Consider the following 21,382-nt stretch of genomic DNA (forward strand, 5'->3'; position numbering starts at 1 on the left):
ACGGACAATATGGCAAAAGTGGCATTCATCGGCCTGGGCGTGATGGGTTTTCCCATGGCTGGCCATCTGGCGGCGGGCGGGCATGACGTTACTGTCTACAACCGCAACCCGGCGCGAGCGCAAGCCTGGCTGGAACAGCACCGGGGCAGCAGCGCACCGACGCCGGCCGAAGCGGCCGCAGGCGCCGAGTTCGTCTTCACCTGCATCGGCAATGACAACGATCTGTACCAGGTGATCCTGGAAGAGAGCGGCTTGCTGTCCGGCATGGCGCCAGGAAGCATCCTGGTCGACCATACGACGGCGTCTGCCGAAGCGGCGCGCACCCTCCATGCGGCAGCAAAAGAGAAGGGCGTGTTCTTCCTCGACGCCCCCGTCTCGGGCGGCCAGGCGGGCGCTGAAAACGGCAAGCTGACGGTGATGGCGGGTGGCGATATGGAAGCGTATGCGCGTGCCGAAGCGGTGATTGGCTTGTTCTCGCGTGCCGTGACTTACATGGGGCCATCGGGTTCGGGCCAGTTGACCAAGATGGTCAACCAGATCTGCATCGCCGGCCTGGTGCAAGCGCTCAGCGAAGGCATTGCCTTTGCCGAGAACGCGGGCCTCGACGCGGCGCTGGTGGTGGACGTGATTTCCAAGGGTGCAGCGCAGTCCTGGCAGATGGAAAACCGCGGCAAGACCATGATCGAGCGCAAATTCGACTTCGGCTTTGCCGTTGACCTGATGCGCAAGGACCTGGGCATCTGTCTGGCCGAAGCCAAGCGCAACGGCAGCGACCTGCCCGTGACCACGCTCACCGACCAGTTCTATGCAGAAGTACAGCAGGCTGGCGGCAACCGCTTTGATACGTCCAGCCTGATCACGCGCCTGGGCAGGAAGTAGGCATTCCTAGCAATATGGCGGCGCTGCCGTTATATTGCAGCTTCTTTCCCAAATCTCATCCTTGCTGGAGCCAAAAGTGCCTCGCCAATTCGCCCTTACCTGCTAACGCTGACGAACTGCCCTTTGCAGCATCGGTTGGCGCGTTGACGCTCCCGATTGCCGCGACACTTTTTGCGCTGAACATACTCCACGCCCGCCCCCGTCGTCAGCACCCCTGACCCTGCAAAGGACACGCTCTCGTGAACACGGCGTGTGACGCCATGTACCTGCAATCCTTACCGTTATTGAAATACCCGCGCACGCCGCATCGGGAAGGCTCGCGCCCGCAGCCGGGCGACGATGCTTCCGACCAGATGCCGTTGAAGCGTCTGGCCGGCAAGTACGTCGTCATCGAAGAAAAAATCGATGGCGCCAACGGCCAGCCCGGCCATTCGCGCAAGGGCGCGCTCGACGCTCGCATCGCGCTGTGGGATTACGCGGTGCCGTTTGCCGTGCGCGAAGCCATCTGTCGCCTGATCCAGGTGCACCAGGTACCGTTTTTCGCGCTGGAAACCTCGCGCCGTGGCGCGACGCCCGAATTTACCGTGCGCGAACTGTCGTGGCAGGTCGATATCGGCTTGCTGGCGATGCTGGCCGGGGCCGATATCCGCGGCCGCATCTGTCCCGACCCGCAGCGTGTGCTGGACGCGATCGAACTGTTTCGCGAGCTGTCGCGCGAAGAGGGCTGTTATGACCGGCCGCGCGCCTTTGCCGACGACCATACGCGCGTGAAGTACTTTCGCGGCGCCCAGGCCCACTGGACTATCCGCTGTTCCAGCAGCCGGGCTCGCGGGTGATCGTGATGTCGGGCCTGCCGCCGTCGGGCAAGAATACCTGGGTGGCGAAGCACCATCCGCAACTGCCGGTGGTGTCGTTCGACGATGGGCGCCAGGCGCTGGGCCTGCGCCACGGCAAGAACGAAAGGCAAGTGGGCGATTATGCCCAAGAGCGCGCGCGAACTGCTGCGCCGCAATGGCCAGCGCGATACGTCCCTGAGTAGCAAGAAGCTGCAAGCGATGTTGTGGAACTGGGAAATTCCACTGCCGCAGCAGGCACACCTGGTCCGCCCATGAAGTGGCTTGAGGCGGTGTTGCGTGCGTTGATGTCGTAAGGCAGCAACGGTTTCAGGATTTTCTGGAACATTCTGCGGTGAATTTTTTTCAGTGAAACCTGGCCTGAATGGCAATTGACTTCCAGCGCGCGCCGGCAACGATCTTGCATGCCATGGCCGGATTGTCAGGTGCATTGCCTGCAAGGCGATGTAATTGTATCTTTCCCCGCAGTCTTTTCCATTAATTGTTAAATAATGATCGGATTAATATTTTAAATAGGATGAAAAAAAATTCAATACGCGATAGATAATATAAAACGGTGTTTTAAGGTTTATTTATAAATATTTCAAAACCGGATTTTTTGATGCTGAAACTGGCAGATTGCCATGCTGTGACCCTGTGCGAAGCAGGATGGTGATTATTTGAGATTAATTCTTTATGGAAAATGTGTAAGCTAACTGTACCAGATCTCATGCACTTGAAAATGATTCATTTATGAAAATCTTTGCTTGAAGTAAATATGGATAGTCCATTTTTAAATTGAAAATTTAAAGCTATATAAATTATAAAATTATTATATGGCAATATTGCTGCCCCGTTGTTTAAGTGATTATGTGATTATGTGATCGAGAGGATTCTTTTGCGCTCCAAACTTCTACCCCTGACCTTGTTGCTGTTGATCCAGAATGCGTACGCCGTCGATCCGCCCAGCGCTGGCAGTCAGTTGCAGCAGATCCCGGTCGCCCCGCAGTTGCCGAAAGCGGCGCCCGCCATCCGCGTGCAGCGCGGCGATGTGCCGGCCGCCAGCGTCGGTGACAGCACCCGCATCAAGGTAGAGCGTTTGCAGATCGCCGCGCCGCCGGTATTCGCGGAACGCGAACTGGTCGCCGCCAGCGGCTTCGTGCCGGGCAGCGAGCTGACCCTGGCCGAACTGCGCGGCATGGCCAACAAGATTGCCAGCTATTACCAGACGCGTGGCTACTTCCTGGCGCAGGCGTTTTTGCCGGCGCAGGACATCAAGGATGGCGTGGTGCAGATTGGCGTGTTGCCGGGCCAGTACGGGAAAGTACAGCTGCGTAACAAGAGCAATCTGTCCGACCGCCTGGCCAGCAGCATCCTCGCTGGCCTGGACGGTGAAGTGATCGCCACCACGCCGCTCGAGCGCCGTTTGCTGCTGCTGTCCGACCTGCCGGGCGTGCAGGTCAGCTCGACCCTGGCGCCGGGCGCCTCCCTGGGCGCTTCCGACCTGATTGTCGACGTGGTGCCGGGCTCGCGCTTTAACGGCAGTGTTGATATCGACAACCAGGGCAACCGCTACACGGGCCGCAACCGCATTGGCGGGACGCTCAACATCAATGAACTGGCCGGCATCGGCGACGTCGCCACCGTGCGCGCCTTCACCTCGACTGACGGCCTGAACTATGTTCGCGCAGCCTACCAGGGCCAGGCCGGCCTGCTGCGCCTGGGCGCGGCCTATACCTATATGGATTACAAGCTGGGCAAGGAGTTCGCCGTGCTGGAGGCCAAGGGTACGGCAAACATCACCAGTGTGTACGGCAGCTATCCCTTGATACGCACACGCGCCGGCAACCTGTATGCGCAAGTGAACTACGACAGCAAGGATTTCCAGGACAAGACCGAGTCGACCGGCACCGTCAACGACAAGACTGCCAAGGTCTGGATGCTCAATCTGAATGGTGACAGCAAAGACAGCGTGGGTGGCGGCGGCGCCAACAATTATTCGCTGACTTATACCACCGGCAAGATCGATATCGAAACGCCGGTGGCGCGGCTGATTGATGCACTGACGGTGCAATCGAACGGCAGCTTTCACAAGCTGGGCCTGACTGCATCGCGCCTGCAAAGCCTGGGCGAGGAAACTAGTTTCTTCGCGATCGTCAACGCGCAGACGTCGTCGAAAAACCTCGATGTATCGGAAAAAATGGGCCTGGGCGGCGTCGGCGGCGTGCGCGCCTATCCGGGCGGCGAGGCGTATGGCGACCAGGGCTATGTCTTGAGCCTGGAACTGCGGCACAACCTGCCGGCCTTCACCGCCGTGGCGGGCCAGCTGCAACTGGTCGGTTTTGCCGACACGGGTACCGTCAAGCTCAATCGCAATCAATGGAGTGCCGGCGAGAACCGCCGCACCCTGAGTGGCGCCGGCGTTGGCCTCTCCTGGACCGGCGCCAACGCCTTGCTGATCAAGGCGTATTACGCGCACAAGCTGGGCAATGCCAGGGCCACGTCGGCCCCCGATTCCGCCGGCCGCTTCTGGTTGCAAGCCGTAAAGTACTTCTAAGCAATAACAAATAACGATCACCCGAACGATCACCCATCAGGACCCGCCATGAACCGCATCTACCGCTCCATCTGGAACCAGGCCACCGGCGCCTACGCAGCCGTTTCCGAAAACGTCAAATCGGCCGGCAAGCGCTCGATGCCCGGCAGCGCCGGCGGCGGCGCGCATTTTGCCTTGAAGAGCATGGCGGCGGCGCTGATGCTGGGCTACGGCAGCCTGGCGCTGGCCGGACCCACGGGCGGCACGGTGGTGGCGGGCCAGGCGAACATCGGCGGCGCGCCGGGTGCGACGGTGATCAATCAGGGCAGCCAGAATGCGGTGATTAACTGGGCCCAGTTCAATATCGGCAAGGGCGAATCGGTGCAATTCGTGCAGCCCAACAGCAACGCGGTGGCACTGAACCGGGTGCTGGGCAATGATGGCACGACCATCCTCGGCAATCTGTCGGCCAATGGCAAGGTGTTTATCGTCAACCCGAACGGCATCCTGTTTGGCCAGGGCGCGTCGGTCAATACGGCCGGCCTGGTGGCCTCCACGCTCGATATCAATAACGCCGACTTTATGGCCGGCAATTACAAATTTGCCGGCAACGGCTCCGGCCGTGTGTTGAACCAGGGTTCGATCAGCGCGCCGGGCGGCTATGTGGCCTTGCTGGGTGCCAATGTGTCGAACGAAGGCACCATCAATGCGCGCCTGGGTTCGGTTGCCCTGGCGGCCGGCCAGGCGATTACCTTGGACGTGGCCGGCGACGGCTTGCTGAATGTGGCGGTGGACCGCGGTGCGGTGGGCGCGCTGGTGCAGAACGGCGGGCTGATCCAGGCCGATGGCGGCAGCGTGGTGTTGACGGCCCAGGCCGCCGGCAACCTGCTTAAAACCGTGGTCAACAACACTGGCGTGATCGAAGCGCACACCATCGATACGCGCAGCGGCACCATCAAATTGCTGGGCGACATGCAGAGCGGCACCGTGAACGCCGCCGGCACGCTGGACGCCAGCGCGCCAGTTGGCGGCAACGGCGGCTTTGTCGACACCTCGGCCGCGCATGTGAAACTCGATGACGCGTTGAAGGTCACGACGGCCTCAAGCAACGGCCTGACCGGCACCTGGCTGATCGACCCGACCGACTACACCATCGCGGCCACCGGCGGCGACCAGACTGGCGCGTTTTATACCAATGCGCTCAAGAGCACCAGCGTCCAGATTCAGAGCGTCGCGGGCGGCAACGGCACACTGGGCAACATCAACGTCAACGACACGATTTCATGGTCGGCCAACCAGCTGAAGATGACGGCGCAAAACAATATCAACATCAACCAGCCGCTGCGCGGCTCCGGCACGGCCAGCCTGGCACTGGAATATGGCCAGGCTAACGTGGCATCCGGCAACACGAGCAAGTACAACGTCAAGGCCGAGATCGACCTGCCGTCGGGACAGAATTTCAGCACCAAATTGGGCAGCGATGGCACGCTGACCAACTACACGGTGATCAACAGTCTGGGCGCGGCCGGCAGCATTACCGCCACTGACTTGCAAGGCATTAATGGCGACCGGACGATCAACTATGTGCTCGGTTCGAATATCGATGCCAGCGCTACCTCGGCCTGGAATGGCGGCCTGGGCTTTACGCCCATCGGCACTGCCGTGTCACAATTTTCAGGCCAGTTCGACGGCCTGGGCCATGTCATCAACGGCTTGAACATCACCAACACCGCAAGTTCTGGCGTTGCCGCACTGTTCGGCACGACCAGCACGACGGCAAGCTTGCGCAATCTGGGCTTGTCGAATGGTGCCATCACCAGCAATGTTGCCACTGGTAGTTATGGCCAGGCAGCGGCACTGGTCGGCACCAATAATGGCATCGTCAGCAATGTTTTTGTCAGCAGCGGTACGGTATCGGCCGTAAGCAGGACGCATGCCGGCGGCCTGGTGGCACTCAATCAAGGCACCATTGCCGACAGCTACAACAACGGCTCGGTGAACCTGAACACGAACAGTTACAGTGGCTGGCTGGGCGGCCTGGTGGGCTATACCAATGCCAGCAGCAATATTATCAACAGCTATAACAGCGGCAGCGTGACCGGGCTGATGCTGGCGGCGGGGCTGGTTGCCAACAACTTTGGCAGCATCACCAACAGTTTCAATTCCGGCGTGGTATCAGGCAAAAACGATGTTGGCGGCCTGGTCGTCCACAATCGCGCAGGCGGTGTCATCAGCAGCAGCTACAACACCGGCGCCGTGTCGGGCGGTGCATTCGTGGGCGGCCTGGCGGCGATCACTTACACCATTAGCGGCGCCACACCCGCTTCCCTGATCACCAACAGTTATTCGACGGGGACAGTCTCGGCCCTGGGCCTGGGCGTTGTTTCCTCGACCAATACCGGCACCGGTGGCCTGGTCGGCATGAACAAGGGCCAGATCGCTGACAGTTACGTGACCGGCGCGGTCAGCGGCGCCAACGGGGCGCAGCCAGGAACGCTCAGCGGGGTGGGTGGCGTGGCGGGCGTGATCGGCGCAGGCGGCAGTCTCACCAGGGTGTATTCGTCCGGCTTGGTGGGCCTGAAGTCCGGCGCTACCGGCACCGTGGGCGGCGTGGTCGGCCTGATCAGCGTCAATACCGGTTCGGTCACCGACGGGTATTACAATACGACCCTGAATCCGGCGGTGGCAAATGTTGTCGGCACCAATACCATCGGCGGGACGGTCAACGGGGGCGGGGGCCTGACGTCGACGCAAATGCAAACCGGATCGAGTTTTGGCGGCTTCAATTTCACGACCACGCCTGGTGCAACCGGCAATAACTGGGTCATGGTCGATATCGATGGCACGCTCAACAACGCGGGTAACGTGCTGGGCGCCACCGGGCCGATGGCGGCGGCCGAGTACAACCTCACGATCAAAACGCCGCATCAATTGCAATTGATGGCGATGAACCTGGCCGGCAACTACACGCTGGGCATGGATGTCAACGCGGCCGGCACCGGCACCGGCAGCGATGTGTGGAACGGCGGCACCTTCATTCCGGTCGGCACCAGCACGGCGGCGCCGTTCACCGGTACCCTGGACGGCGCCGGCCATGTCATTTCCGGCCTGGTCATCAACCGTCCCAGCGACAGTTACGGCGGCCTGTTCGGCGCGACGTCAGGCACCGCGATCGTGCGCAATGTCGGCCTGGAAGGCGGCAGCATCACCGGCAAGGATGCTACCGGCGCGCTGGTCGGCAACAATGCCGGCATTGTCAGCGGCAATTACAGCACCGCGAGCGTGACCGGCTTGACCGACGTCGGCGGCTTGGTCGGCAGCAATAGCGGCACTATCAGCAACAGCTATGCCTCCGGCGCGGTGAGCGGCGGGACTGATGTGGGTGGCCTGGTTGGCCTGAACTCCGGTACCTTGAGCAATAATTACGCCACCGGCGCCGTCTCCGGCAGCGCCAGCGCGGGCGGCCTGGTGGGCGCAAATAGTGGCGGCACCGCCACCGGCAACTTCTGGGATACCACTACGACGGGCCAGGCCACCAGCGCCACCGGCACCGGCTTGAACACCGCGCAAATGAAGCTGCTGGCGACCTACAGCGGGGCGTCGTGGGATCTGGCTGGCGCGTGGATCGTCTACGACACCAATACGTACCCACTGCTGCGCGCCTTCATGACGCCGCTGCAGGTCAACTTTGCCGCGAACAACAGCAAGACCTATGATGGCACGAGCACCTTTACGGCCTCTGGCGTTACCGCCAGCAGACCTGGCGCCTATGCATCGCTGTTGGGGACCTTGAGTGCCGGTACGGCGGGCAACGCCGTCAATGCCGGCACCTACGCCATCACGGCTGGCGGCCTGTACTCGGGCCAGCGCGGTTATATCATCAGTTACGGCGCAGGCAATGTGACCATCGACAAGAGGACGGTGACCGTGAGCGGCATGATGGCCAGCGCCAAGATCTATGACGGCAATACCACGGCCAGCTTGACGGGCGGTACCTTGAATGGCCTGGTGGTCGGGGAAACTGTGAGCTTCTCCGGCCAGGCCGGCGCATTTGCCGACCAGAACGCTGGCACCGGCAAGAGCGTGACCGTCAGCGGCATCACGCTGGTCGACGGTGCTAACCTGGCCAGTAATTATTCGGTAAGCAATCCGACTGGCATCACGGGCAACATCACGCCCAAGGCGCTGACAGTCACGAGCGCGACGGCTGGCGACAAAGTCTATGACGGCAACACCAAGGCCACGGTCAGCGGCGGCGCACTGAGCGGCTTGGTCGGCTCGGAAACCCTGGCGCTGTCCGGCCTGTCGGGCGTGTTCGCCGACAAGAACGCCGCTATCGGCAAGGTGGTCACGGTCAGCGGCGCCACGCTGGCCGACGGCACCGGCCTGGCCAGCAACTATACGGTCAGCAACCCGAGTGGCGTAACGGCCAATATCACCCAGGCCACCATCAATACGGTAAGCAACATCGTGGCCGACAGCAAAGTGTATGACGGTTCAACCTCCGCCACCGTCAGCAACGTCGGCGCCACCTTTGCCGGTATGGTCAATGGCGACGTCTTGAGCGTCAGCGCCACTTCGGCCGCGTTTGCCGACAAGAACGTCGGCAACGGCAAGACCGTCACCGCCAGCGGCCTCACGCTGGGCGGCACAGACGCGGCCAACTACAACCTGACCGCTGGCAGCGGCAGCGGCAGCGGCGCCATCACGCCCAAGGCATTGACAGTGTCCGGCGCCGTGGCTGGCAATAAAACCTATGACGGGACTACTGCGGCGGCGGTCACCGGCGGTACGTTAAGCGGCTTGATCAGCGGCGAATCCGTCAACCTGGGCGCGCTGTCGGGCACTTTTGCCGACCAGAACGCCGGCAACGCCAAGGCCGTGACGGTAACCGGCGGTGCTCTATCCGACGGCGCCAATGGGCTGGCCAGCAATTACACGGTGGGCAGCGTGACAGGACTTTCCGCCAACATTACGCAAAAAGCCCTGACGATCAGCGGCGTCAGCGTCGCCAGCAAAAGCTATGACGGCAACACCAAAGCCACCATTTCGGGCGGTACCCTGAATGGCCTGGTGACCGGCGAAACCCTGAACCTGTCCGGCCAGAGCGGTACCTTCAACGACAAGAACGCGGGCAACGGCAAGGCCGTGACGGTGACCGGCGCCACTCTGGGCGATGCCTCCGGCCTGGCCAGCAATTACACGGTCAGCAACGCCACCGGCGCGACCGGCAATATCACGCGCAAGACACTGACGGTGACCGGCGCGACAACAAGCGACAAGGTCTACGATGGCAGCACGGGAGCCACCGTCAGCGGCGGCGCCTTGTCCGGGCTGGTCACCGGGGAAACGCTGGGTTTGGGCAGCCTGGCCGGCATCTTCGGCAGCAGGAATGTGGGTAGTGGCAAGGCCGTGACGATCGTGGCGGCCCCGCTCAGCGATGGCACGGGCGGCGGCCTGGCCAGTAATTACACGGTCGGCGTGTCGTCGGCGGGCACCGCCAGCATCACGCCCAAAGCGCTGACAGTGACCGGCATGACCGCCGGCAATAAGGTCTATGACGGCAATACCACGGTCAACCTGACGGGCGGCAGCCTGAGCGGGCTGGTGGTCGGCGAAGCCGTGGGCTTCCAGGGCCAGGCCGGCGCGTTTGCCGACAAGAATGCCGGTACCGGCAAGAGCGTGACCGTCAGCGGCATCACGCTGGTAGATGGCGCCAACCTGGCCAGCAATTACTCCGTCAGCAATCCGACCGGCATCACGGCAGACATCACGCCCAAGGCGCTGACGATCAGCGGCGTGTCGGCCAGCAACCGGGTCTATAACGGCGGCGTCAATGCGACCCTCGGTGGCTCGGCCGTGCTGGGCGGCCTGGTTGGTTCGGAAACCTTTGACGTGACGGGCATGAGCGGCGTCTTTGCGGACAAGAATGCCGGTACCGGCAAGGCCGTCACCATCAGCGGCGCGACCCTCGGCAACGGCGCCAATGGCGGCGTGGTCGGCAACTATACGGTCAGCAATCCGACTGGCGTGACGGCCGATATCACCCAGGCGGCGATCAGCAGCGTGACCAATATCGTGGCCGACAGCAAGGTCTATGATGGCAACACCAAGGCCACCGTCAGCGCCACCGGCGCCACCTTCAACGGCATGGTCGGTGGCGACAGCCTGTCGATCAGCGCCACCAGCGCCACGTTTGCCGACAAGAATGCCGGCACCGGCAAGACGGTGGCCGTCAGCGGCATCTCTCTGGGCGGCCTTGACGCGGCCAACTACAACCTGACCAGCACCACCGGCAGCGGCACCGGCGCCATCACGCCCAAAGCGCTGACGATTACCGGCATGTCGGCCGTGAATAAAGTCTATGACGGCAACACCAAGGCGACCTTGTCGGGTGGCTCGATCAGCGGCCTGGTGGGCTCGGAAACCCTGGGCGTGACGGGTTTGAGCGCCTCTTTTGACGACAAGAACGCCGGCACCGGCAAGACGGTGACGGCGACCGGTTCGACCCTGGTCAACGGCGGCAACGGCGGCCTGGCGGCCAACTACACGATCAGCAATCCGACCGGCCTGGTCGCCAATATCACGCCGAAAGCGCTGACGGTATCGGGCGTGACGGCCGGTACACGCGTTTATGACGGCACCACGGCAGCAACCCTGGCCGGTGGCAGCTTGAGCGGCCTGGTCAGCGGCGAAGCGCTGGTGGTCGCGGGCGGCTCGGGCGTGTTCGGCGACAAGAACGTCGGCAATGGCAAGGCGGTGACGGTCTCCGGCATCGGTCTGGCCGACGGCACGAACGGCCTGGCGTCCAATTACACGGTCAGCAATCCGACCGGCGTGACGGGCAGCATTACGCAAAAAGCGCTGACGGTATCGGGCACCCTGCTGGCATCGGACAAAACCTATGACGGCAACACCACCGCCAGCATCTCGGGCGGAACACTGAGTGGCTTTGTCGGCACCGAAACGGTGGACCTGTCCGGCCTGTCCGGGACGTTCTCGGACAAGAACGCCGGTAGCGGCAAGACCGTAACGGTCAGCGGCGGCGCCCTGGCCAACGGCACCAATGGCGGCTTGGCCAGCAATTATTCGGTCAGCGTCGGCGGTAGCACGACCGCCAGCATCACGCAAAAAGCCTTGAGCATCATCGGCGTGGCGGCCGCCAACAAGGTCTATGACAGTACCACCAAGGCAACCGTCACCGGCGGCACCCTGAACGGCCTGGTCGGCTCGGAAACCCTGGGCCTGTCCGGCCTGTCGGGCGTCTTCGGCGACAAGAACGCCGGCACCGGCAAGGCCGTGACGGTCAGCGGCGCACAACTGGCCGACGGCACTGGCCTGGCCAGCAACTACACAGTCAGCAACCCGACCACCGTGACGGCCAATATCAACCAGGCCACCATCAATACAGTCAGCAATATCGTGGCCGACAGCAAGGTGTATGACGCCAACACCAAGGCGACCGTCACCAACGCCGGCGCCACCTTTGCCGGCCTGTTCAGTGGCGACACCTTGAGCGTCAGCGCCACCTCGGCCACGTTTGCCGACAAGAACGCCGGCAGCGGCAAGACGGTCACTGCCAGCGGCCTGATCCTTGGCGGCACGGACGCCGGCAACTACAACCTGACCGCTAGCAGCGGCACCGGTACCGGCGCTATCATGCCGAAGGCGCTGACGATTACCGGCATGTCGGCCGTCAATAAAGTCTACGACGGCAATACCAAGGCGACCTTGTCGGGTGGCTCGATCAGCGGCCTGGTCGGTTCGGAAACGCTGGGCGTGACTGGCTTGAGCGCCTCTTTTGACGACAAGAACGCCGGTACCGGCAAGACGGTGACGGCGACCGGTTCGACCTTGGTCAATGGCGGCAACGGCGGCCTGGCGGCCAACTACACGATCAGCAATCCGACTGGCCTGGTCGCCAATATCACGCCGAAAGCGTTGACGGTATCGGGCGTGACGGCTGGCAACAAGGTGTATGACGGCAATACGACGGCAACCCTGGCTGGCGGCACGCTGAGCGGCCTGGTCAGCGGTGAAACGCTGGTCGTCAGCGGCGGCACGGGCGTGTTCGCCGACAAGAATGCGGGCAATGGCAAGGTGGTGACGGTTAATGGCGTAGGCCTGCTTGATGGCACTGGCCTAGCCAGCAATTACAGCGTGACCAACCCGCCCAATGTCACCGCCAGCATCACGCCGAAAGCATTGACGGTGACCGGTGTAACGGCGGGTAACAAGACCTATGACGGTGACGCCACGGCAATCTTGTCTGGCGGTACCTTGAATGGCCTGGTGAACGATGAAACCCTGAGCCTGTCGGGCCAGAGCGGCACGTTCAGCGACAAGAACGCGGGCAATGGCAAGACGGTAACGGTCAGTGGCGCAATCCTTGGCAATGCGGGTTCGGGTAGCACTGCTGGCCTGGCCAGCAACTACACGGCCAGCAATGCGACCGGCGTGACGGCCAATATCGCGCAGAGAGTATTGACGGTCAGTGGCGCCACGGCGGGCAACAAGGAATACGATGGCAACACCAAGGCGACCTTGTCGGGCGGCACGCTGGACGGCCTGGTGATTGGTGAAAGCCTGACCTTGGCGGCGGCATTTGTCGACAAGGACGCGGCGTTTGGTAAGGCCGTGACGGTCAGTCTCAACGATGGCAGTGGCCTGGCGAACAATTACGCACTTGGCAATCCAAGCGGGCTGACGGCAAATATCGATCAAAAAGCGCTGACGGTGACGGGTGTCACGGCAGGCAACAAGACCTATGACGGTAGCGACAAGGCAACCTTGACCGGTGGTGTCTTGAATGGCCTGGTCGGCACGGAAACCTTGAGCCTGTCGGGCCAGAGCGGCGTCTTCAGCGACAAGAATGCGGGTAGCAACAAGGACGTGACGGTCAGCGGCGCCACTTTGGGCGATGCGGGCTCGGGCGCCACGGCGGGCCTGGCCAGCAACTACACGGTCAGCAACCCGACCGGCTTGACGGCCAGCATTACGGCCAAGGCCCTGACGGTGTCAGGCCAGCTGGCCAGTAACAAGGTCTATGACGGCAATACGGCAGCCAGCCTGTCAGGCGGCGCCTTGAGTGGCCTGGTGGCGGGTGAAACGCTGGGCTTTGGCGGCCAGAGCGCCGTGTTCAGCGACAAGAACGCGGCCAACGGCAAAAGCGTGACGGTGAGCGGTACCACCCTGATCGATACCAGCACTGGCCTGGCCAGCAACTACACTGTCAGCAATCCGACCGGGTTGACGGCCAGCATTACGCCAAAAGCCCTGACGGTGGCAGGCCAGCTGGCCAGTAACAAGGTCTATGACGGCAATACGGCAGCCAGCCTGTCAGGCGGCGCCTTGAGTGGCCTGGTGGCGGGTGAAACGCTGGGCTTTGGCGGCCAGAGCGCCGTGTTCAGCGACAAGAACGCGGCCACCGCCAAGGCGGTGACCGTAACGGGTACCACCCTGGTTGACACCGCCAGCGGCCTGGCCAGCAACTATACGGTCAGCAATCCGACCGGCGTGACGGCCAGCATCACGGCCAAGGCCTTGACAGTCACGGGGCAACTTGCCGGCAATAAAGTCTATGACGGCAATGCACAAGCCAGCCTGTCCGGTGGCGCCCTGAGTGGCCTGGTGGCTGGTGAAACCTTGGGCTTTGGCGGCCAGAGCGCCGTGTTCAGCGACAAGAACGCGGCCAACGGCAAAAGCGTGACGGTGAGCGGTACCACCCTGATCGATACCAGCACTGGCCTGGCCAGCAACTACACTGTCAGCAATCCGACCGGGTTGACGGCCAGCATTACGCCAAAAGCCCTGACCGTGGCAGGTCAGCTGGCTGGTAACAAGGTCTACGACGGCAATACGGCAGCCAGCCTGTCAGGCGGCGCCTTGAGTGGCCTGGTGGCGGGTGAAACGCTGGGCTTTGGCGGCCAGAGCGCCGTGTTCAGCGACAAGAACGCTGCCAATGGCAAAACCGTGACGGTGAGCGGCACCACCTTGGTCGATACCAGCACTGGCCTGGCCAGCAACTACACGGTCAGCAATCCGACCGGCCTGACGGCCAGCATCACGGCCAAGGCCTTGACGGTCACCGGCCAGTTGGCGGGCAATAAGGTCTACGATGGCAATACCGTCGCCAGCCTGTCCGGCGGCGCCCTGAGTGGCCTGGTCGGCAGCGAGACCTTGGGCTTTGGTGGCCAGACGGCAGTGTTCAGCGACAAGAACGCGGCCACCGCCAAAGCGGTGACGGTTACGGGTACCACCCTGATCGACACCAGCACTGGCCTGGCCAGCAACTACACGGTCAGCAATCCGACCGGCCTGACGGCCAGCATTACGCCCAAAGCCCTGACGGTGGCCGGCCAACTGGCTGGCAACAAGGTCTACGACGGCAATACGGCGGCGCAGTTGTCGGGCGGCGTGCTGGTGGGCCTGGTGGCGGGCGAAAGCCTCGGCCTGGTCGGCCAGGTGGCGACCTTTGCCGACAAGAACGCGGCTACTGCCAAGGCGGTGACGGTGACGGGTACGACCCTGGTCGATACCAGCACCGGACTGGCCAGCAACTACACGGTCAGCAATCCGACCGGCTTGACGGCCAGCATTACCCCTGCCAGCCTGCTGGTGCGCGCCACGGGCGCTGCATCGCGCGTGTATGACACCACGACCAACGCCAGCGTGACCCTTGGCGACAATCGTATTGCCGGCGACGTGCTGACCATCAGCAATAGCGGCGCCAGCTTTGCCGACAAGAACGCTGGCGCCAACAAGACGGTGACGGTGAACGGTATTGCCCTCAGCGGTACGGACGCAGGCAACTACACGGTCAACACCACGGCGACCACTACCGCCAGCATCACGCAGGCGGCGTTGGGTGTCAGAGTGAACAATGCCGAGAAAGACCAGGGTCTTGCCAATCCGGCCTTTACCGCCAGCTATACGGGTTTTATCGGCAGCGATACGCTGGCAAACGAGGTCAGCGGCAACCTGGCGTTCAGCACGCCGGCCACCACCGGTTCGCCATCGGGCAGCTATCTGGTGTCGGCCGACGGCCAGTCCTCGACCAATTATGTGTTGACCTATACGCCCGGTGTGCTGACGGTCAAGCCGACCGAAGCGCTTGCCAGCGCGGTGGCCAGCGTGATCGGGGCGGTCAATGTGGCGCCGTCGCAGGGCAATATGGTGCAGGCCGATATGGTCGCGACAGGGCAGAAGGTGGACAGCAAGGTGGAGGCTGTGGCTGTGGCAAAAGGCGAGCCGGAGCAGAACACTGGCACCGGCACCAGCACCGGCAGCGATGTGGTCAATACGCCGGTGGCGCAGGTGACGTCAACTGTTACCACCAACGTCTTGCCAGGTTTGCGCCTGAGCGTGGTCGATACGGGCCTGCGCTTGCCAGTGCAGGGCGGCGACACCAGCCTGGAAAGCCAGTAACCCCGAGGCAATCTGGCTGTAGTAAAGCCGCTTCGGGCTGCAGCCGAAGCGGCTTTTTTTGCTGCATTGCGCTGCTGCATTCCTCTATAATCGACAGGTCATCCCACTCGGCAGGACTGCAATGATCCCCAATTTTATCGGCGTGACCGGCTTGCCGCGCGCGGGTTCCACCTTGATGTGCCAGTTGCTGGCGCAGCATCCGGATTTGCACAGCGAAGGCAACAGTTCCCCTGTCTGCACTGCGCTGCAGAATATGCGGCGCCAGATCAGCGATGATCCATTTTTCCTGTCCCAGCTCGATACCGGTTTCGACGCCAGTTATGCCCATCTGAAGACGGCGATGCAAGGCTTCTTGCGTGGCTGGTACCAGGATTGCGGCAAGCTGGGCGTGGTCGACAAGAACCGCGCCTGGCTGCATGCGGTGGAAATGTTGTTGCAACTGGCGCCGGAAGCGAAGCTGATCGTCTGCGTGCGCGAACTGGGGCAGGTGTATGGTTCGGTCGAAGCCCAGCACCAGCGTACCATTCTGCTTGACTTCATCGATCACCTGGCCGATTACGACCGGCTGGGCCGCGCCGACATACTGTTCGCCAAAGACCGCACCATCGGTTCGCCCCTGAGTGCCTTGCAGGCGGTGCTGGATTTGCCTTTGGCGGTGCAGCAAAAGCTGTATGTGGTGCGCTTCGAGGATTTGATGGCGCGGCCAGTCGAATGCATGTCGCATCTGTATGCCTGGCTGGGATTGGCGCCGTTCAAGATCGATCCGGACAATCTGCGCATGGGCCTGCGCGAAAGCGACAGTCATTACCGCATGAAATATACGCACCGGCAGTTTGCCAGCATCCGCGCGCCGCAGCAGCATGCGATACCGCCGCGTATCCAGCAGCATATCGAAAGCGCCTGTGGCTGGTTTTACGAGATGTATTATCCGCGCGCCACCGCAAAAGGCTGACATCAGGCAAAAAAAAGGCGGAACCGAAGTTCCGCCCTTGTGCCCTCAATTAAAGCTTAGAACCAGGCTTCAACCTGGAAGCCGTACGAGGTGCCGCTGGTATTGTTGTTGTAGATCGGGCCGCCATTGTTGGCTGCGTTGACCGATGCCGTGGCCGCATTGTTCCATTTGCCGTAGCTGACAAAGGCGCGCAGTTCCGGACGCGACCACAGGCCAGGACCTGCCGAAATCGCCGGTGCGATGGTGATTTTCGTCAGGCGCTTGGTCGGGCCATTCGATTGCGTCACGCGGTCCGTGCCCAGTTCGCCAATCAGCTTGAAGTTGTTGGTGAATGCGTACACAGGGCGTACGCCGGCCGAAGTCCAGGTCGACGAACCGGCAGCGTTCGACTCGTCTTTTTGCCACAGGGCGACGAATTCCATGCCGAAGTTGGTCATCGGCTGGATCGCCAGATCATTGAATACGCGCGTGCGCTTGACGTCCGAACCGAACGAGGTGTCGCCTGCGGCGCCGAACTGGGCACCCTTGCCAACGCCAGGACCGACGCCGTACTGCACGCCGAAGGTATTGGCGCCGCCCAGGACTTTACCTTGACGGTGGAATGCCGACAGCTGCCAGCCATTGTGTTTTTCGCCGAAAGCGTCGTTGTCCTTGCCTTCGCCGATGATGTAGGTGGCGGCCAGGTCCAGCGTGCCGTTGGTGTTGACCGGAATTTCACCGTAGATGAAGTTCTGGCGCACGGCCGACTTGGTGCTGACGATGCCGGTTGGCGACACGCTGTTGATGTCGTTGTCCTTGAAGAAGGCATACGAGAACTTGCCAGGACCGGCAGGAATGCGGTCCAGGCCGGCACCGGTACCGTTCATGTTGATGTACTGCAGATCCAGCATGTGGATGTCAGGACGGTAGTAGAAACGTTTGCCGACCCAGGCCGTGCCGCCGTTCAGGAAGTCCAGTCCCTGGGCTTCGACGTAAGCTTTGACGATGCCGACCTTGTTGTCGCCGAAGTCGGAGTTTGGTGCAAAAGCGTTGACCCAGACGGTGGCCATGTAGGTCACGTCGCCGGATTTTGCGATGGCTTTGGTGTAGCCGAATTCCGTGTAGGCGTCGCACTCATTGCCCAGACGATATTTCATGGTATTGCCACCCAGGCCGAAGCAGCCTTGTGAGCCGCCGTCACTGGACGTGTTGCTGCCGGCGCCAGCGCGCAGGTAGCCGTGGAAGCCTTCGGAATCGGTTGGGTACATCGGGTCGGCCAGGGCCGAGCCGCTGGCCATGGCCAGCAAGGCGAGGGTAAGGGCGGCCGGCAGGGATTTCAGTGCAGTACGATTCATGCTGTCTCCAAGGTCACTATGTTGAACGACGCAGGGAAGCCCTGGTGCGTTGCGCGGTCTCATGCCGCAGAACAAAGTCTAGCAGCGCTTTTTTTCCGACCCTGATACAAAAGCTACAAGTGTTGATACTTTCTTTCAGAGTGTTGTTTTTTGAAAATCACGATACTCTTGTGCATTGACAAGCTGCAAAAGAGTATTGAATTGCGGTTTTGGAGTATCAGAAAGTATCAAAGTCCGGTGATACATTGTGGTCGTGATGCCAACGAAGACTTGTTTCTGGCATCACCAACGACAAAAAACACTGGAGACAAACATGAAACGTATCGCCATTGCCGCGCTGTGCGCCGGCGCCTTCGCCATCAGCACTTCGGCCGCTGCCGCCACCGACCTCGTCATCGCGACCGTCAACAACGGTCACATGATCGAAATGCAAAAGCTCAGCAAGTTCTTCGAGCAGGCCAATCCCGATATCAAACTGAAATGGGTGACCCTGGAAGAGGGCATCCTGCGCCAGCGCATGACGACCGATATCGCCACCAAGGGCGGCCAGTTCGACGTGATGACCATCGGCCTGTATGAAACACCGATATGGGGCAAGAAAAACTGGCTGATTCCGATCAAGCCTGACGCAAAATACGATATTGACGACCTGCTGCCATCGATCCGCGAAGGCCTGTCCGGCGACGGCAAGCTGTGCGCCTCGCCGTTCTATGGCGAAAGCTCGATGATCATGTACCGCAGCGACCTGGTGAAAAAAGCCGGCATGACGATCGAAGACCGCCCGAGCTGGAACCAGTTGCGCGACGTGGCGGCCAAGATCCACGATCCTGCCAACGGCGTGTACGGCATCTGCCTGCGCGGCAAACCGGGCTGGGGCGACAATATGGCGCTCATTACCACCATGGCCAACTCGTTCGGCGGCCAATTGTTCGACATGAAATGGAAGCCGCAATTTACCAGCAAACCGTGGAAAGACGCGGTTACCATGTATGTCGACCTGATGAAAAAATACGGCCCGCCGGGCGCGGCCGCCAACAGCTTCAATGAAAACCTGGCGCTGTTCAACCAGGGCAAGTGCGGTATCTGGATCGACGCCACCATCGCTGCGTCGTTCATCACCGACCCGAAACAGAGCAAGGTCGCCGACAAGGTCGCGTTTGCGCAGTCGCCGGTCGGCACCACCGAGCGCGGCGCCAACTGGCTGTGGATCTGGTCGCTGGCAATTCCGGCCAGCACCAAGCACGTGAATGAAGCACAACGCTTCATCAACTGGGCCACTTCGCCCGACTATATCAAGCTGGTCGCCAGGGAAACGAGCTGGGCCAACGTGCCGACCGGCACGCGCAAATCGACCTATGCCAACCCCGAGTTCCAGAAAGTGGCGAAATTTGCCGCCGCCGAAGGCAAGGCGCTCACCACCACCCGCAATGTGCAAAGCACCTTGCTGCCATCGCCTTACGTCGGTGTGCAATTTGCCTCCATCCCCGAATTCCAGGTGATCGGCGTGGCAGCCGGGCAGCAGATGGCTGCCGCCCTGCTGGGCAAGGTCACGGTAGACCAGGCGCTGGAGCAGTCGCAGCAGACCGCTGAACGCGAGATGCGCAAGGGCGGCTACTACAAATAAGATCGTATCTGTCTTGTAGTTAGCCTTGTAAAACAGGTGAGGTGACAGCTCAGGCGCAACTCTGGGCTTTCACCTCCCACGCCCCAAGAGAACGCCCATGAAACGCATAATCCCCCGGACCTTGCTGACGCCGGCAGTCGTTGCTGTCTCCGTCATTTCCGTCATTCCCCTGCTGATCACGCTGTATTACGCCTTTGTGCGTTATTCCATGCTCGATCCGAGCGGCCATCCTTTCCATGGCCTGGACAATTTCCATTTCTTCTTTACCGATGCCGCCTTTTTGCCGGCATTGCAAAATACCTTCACCCTGCTGTTTTCCGTGATGCTGATCACGGTGCTGCTGGGCGCAGCTCTGGGCCTGCTGATCAATGAAGCGTTCCCGGGGCGCGCCATCGTGCGCGTGCTGCTGATTTCACCGTTCCTGGTGATGCCGGCAGTCAATGCCCTGATGTGGAAGAACATGCTGCTCAATCCCATCTACGGCCTGTTCGCACAGATCAGCATTTTCTTTGGCGTCGCGCCCATCGACTGGCTGTCCGCTCACCCGCTCGTGTCGATCATCATGATGGTGTCGTGGCAGTGGCTGCCATTTGCCTGCCTGATCTTCATGACGGCGCTGCAGTCGATGGACCGTGAACAGCTCGAAGCGGCGCGCATGGACGGCGCCAACTACCTGCAGCAGCTGCGCTACCTCTACATTCCTCACCTGGGGCGGGCAGTATCGGTGGTGCTGATGATCGAGATGATCTTCCTGCTGTCGGTATTTGCCGAAATCTTTACCACCACGGGCGGCGGTCCCGGCTTCGATACCACCACCATTACTTTCATGATTTACCAGCAGGCACTGCTGTCGTACGACGTCGGCGCCGCTTCCGCCGGTGCGCTGTTCGCCGTGCTGATCGCTAACATTGCCGCCTTCTTCCTGATGCGCGTCATCGGCAAGAATCTGTCGAAATAAGGAGACCACCATGCACAATAAATTTGCTTTGTATGGCCGCACGGTGGCTGCCTGGCTGTTCGCGCTGCTGCTGTTCTTTCCCATCTTCTGGCTGGGACTGATGGCCTTCAAGACGGAAGGGCAAGCCATTTCCACGCCGCCGCTGCTGTTCTTTACGCCCACCCTGGACAGCTTTCGCGAAGTGCTGGCGCGCGACAATTACTTTGGCTACGCCTGGAACTCGCTGTTTACCAGCGTGGTCTCGACCGCCATCGGCCTGTTGATCGCGATTCCTGCCGCCTACTCGATGGCGTTTTTCCCCACCGGCGGCACCATCGGCCTGCTGAAATTCATGCTCAGCTCGCGTTACATGCCCGGCGTGGGCGCCTTGATGCCGATCTATATCTGCTATCAGTACTTCGGCCTGCTCGACACGCGCATCGGCCTGACCATCATGTTCATGCTGATGAATTTGCCCATCATGATCTGGCTGCTGTACACCAGCATGAAGGAGCTGCCGCGCGAAATCCTCGAAGCGTCGCGCATGGACGGCGCTACCGTATGGGACGAATTTCGCCACGTGGTGCTGCCGCTGTCGGTGGGCGGCATCGCTTCGACCGCGCTGGTGTGCATGGTGTGGTCGTGGAACGAATCGTTCTGGTCGCTGAACCTGGGCGCGTCGAACGCCGGCACCCTGGCCTGGCTGATCGCCTCGTATTCCAGCCCCGAAGGCCTGTTCTGGGCCAAATTGTCAGCCGCTTCGCTGATGGCAATCGCGCCCATCATGGCCCTCGGATGGTTCTGCCAGAAGCAGTTAGTACAGGGCATGACCTTCGGCGCAGTCAAATAACTACAGAATA

Annotated in this window: 8 protein-coding genes and 1 pseudogene; 8 read left to right on the forward strand and 1 reads right to left on the reverse strand. The window is 61.3% G+C overall.

The window, feature by feature from the left end; translation table 11 throughout:
• Nucleotides 1-9: 9 nt before the first annotated feature.
• From ACQ4WM_RS16825 to ACQ4WM_RS16845, 5 genes and pseudogenes are all read left to right on the forward strand, one after another.
• On the forward strand, nucleotides 10-879 hold the full coding sequence (locus ACQ4WM_RS16825; RefSeq protein WP_436547819.1) for an NAD(P)-dependent oxidoreductase: 870 nt from the start codon (nucleotides 10-12) through the stop codon (nucleotides 877-879).
• 404 nt (nucleotides 880-1,283) lie between these two features.
• Nucleotides 1,284-1,991, forward strand: a pseudogene (locus ACQ4WM_RS16830) (metal-dependent phosphohydrolase); the annotation flags it as partial.
• Between the two features lie 619 nt (nucleotides 1,992-2,610).
• Nucleotides 2,611-4,269, forward strand: a complete 1,659-nt coding sequence (locus ACQ4WM_RS16835; protein ID WP_436547820.1) for a ShlB/FhaC/HecB family hemolysin secretion/activation protein — start codon at nucleotides 2,611-2,613, stop codon at nucleotides 4,267-4,269.
• A gap of 48 nt (nucleotides 4,270-4,317) precedes the next feature.
• Nucleotides 4,318-15,675 carry a YDG domain-containing protein gene (locus ACQ4WM_RS16840; RefSeq protein ID WP_436547821.1) on the forward strand — a complete coding sequence of 3,786 codons (11,358 nt, stop codon included), beginning with the start codon at nucleotides 4,318-4,320 and terminating at the stop codon, nucleotides 15,673-15,675.
• Nucleotides 15,676-15,796: 121 nt separating this feature from the next.
• Nucleotides 15,797-16,627, forward strand: a complete 831-nt coding sequence (locus tag ACQ4WM_RS16845; RefSeq protein WP_436547822.1) for a sulfotransferase family protein — start codon at nucleotides 15,797-15,799, stop codon at nucleotides 16,625-16,627.
• 56 nt (nucleotides 16,628-16,683) lie between these two features.
• On the opposite strand, the gene ACQ4WM_RS16850 is transcribed toward ACQ4WM_RS16845, so the two are convergent.
• On the reverse strand, nucleotides 16,684-17,961 hold the full coding sequence (locus ACQ4WM_RS16850) for a maltoporin (protein ID WP_436547823.1): 1,278 nt from the start codon (nucleotides 17,959-17,961) through the stop codon (nucleotides 16,684-16,686).
• 313 nt (nucleotides 17,962-18,274) lie between these two features.
• Here ACQ4WM_RS16850 and ACQ4WM_RS16855 point away from each other — a divergent pair, with 313 nt between their 5' ends.
• The 3 genes from ACQ4WM_RS16855 (at nucleotide 18,275) to ACQ4WM_RS16865 (ending at nucleotide 21,372) form a co-directional block, all read left to right on the forward strand.
• Nucleotides 18,275-19,585, forward strand: coding sequence for an ABC transporter substrate-binding protein (locus ACQ4WM_RS16855; protein WP_436547824.1), 1,311 nt, complete (start codon nucleotides 18,275-18,277; stop codon nucleotides 19,583-19,585).
• 97 nt (nucleotides 19,586-19,682) lie between these two features.
• Complete coding sequence (locus tag ACQ4WM_RS16860; protein WP_436547825.1) at nucleotides 19,683-20,543, forward strand: carbohydrate ABC transporter permease; 861 nt, start codon at nucleotides 19,683-19,685, stop codon at nucleotides 20,541-20,543.
• 10 nt (nucleotides 20,544-20,553) lie between these two features.
• Entirely contained in the window at nucleotides 20,554-21,372 is an 819-nt protein-coding gene (locus tag ACQ4WM_RS16865; RefSeq protein WP_436547826.1) for a carbohydrate ABC transporter permease, read from the forward strand.
• Nucleotides 21,373-21,382: the final 10 nt, after the last annotated feature.

The organism is Janthinobacterium longum, from assembly GCF_051380735.1.
Classification (GTDB): domain Bacteria; phylum Pseudomonadota; class Gammaproteobacteria; order Burkholderiales; family Burkholderiaceae_D; genus Janthinobacterium.

Coding starts and splice junctions, on each gene's coding strand:
- ACQ4WM_RS16825 (WP_436547819.1), top strand. CDS start 10: ATGGCAAAAGTGGCATTCATCGGCCTGGGCGTGATGGGTTTTCCCATG.
- ACQ4WM_RS16840 (WP_436547821.1), top strand. CDS start 4,318: ATGAACCGCATCTACCGCTCCATCTGGAACCAGGCCACCGGCGCCTAC.
- ACQ4WM_RS16845 (WP_436547822.1), top strand. CDS start 15,797: ATGATCCCCAATTTTATCGGCGTGACCGGCTTGCCGCGCGCGGGTTCC.
- ACQ4WM_RS16850 (WP_436547823.1), bottom strand. CDS start 17,961: ATGAATCGTACTGCACTGAAATCCCTGCCGGCCGCCCTTACCCTCGCC.
- ACQ4WM_RS16855 (WP_436547824.1), top strand. CDS start 18,275: ATGAAACGTATCGCCATTGCCGCGCTGTGCGCCGGCGCCTTCGCCATC.
- ACQ4WM_RS16860 (WP_436547825.1), top strand. CDS start 19,683: ATGAAACGCATAATCCCCCGGACCTTGCTGACGCCGGCAGTCGTTGCT.
- ACQ4WM_RS16865 (WP_436547826.1), top strand. CDS start 20,554: ATGCACAATAAATTTGCTTTGTATGGCCGCACGGTGGCTGCCTGGCTG.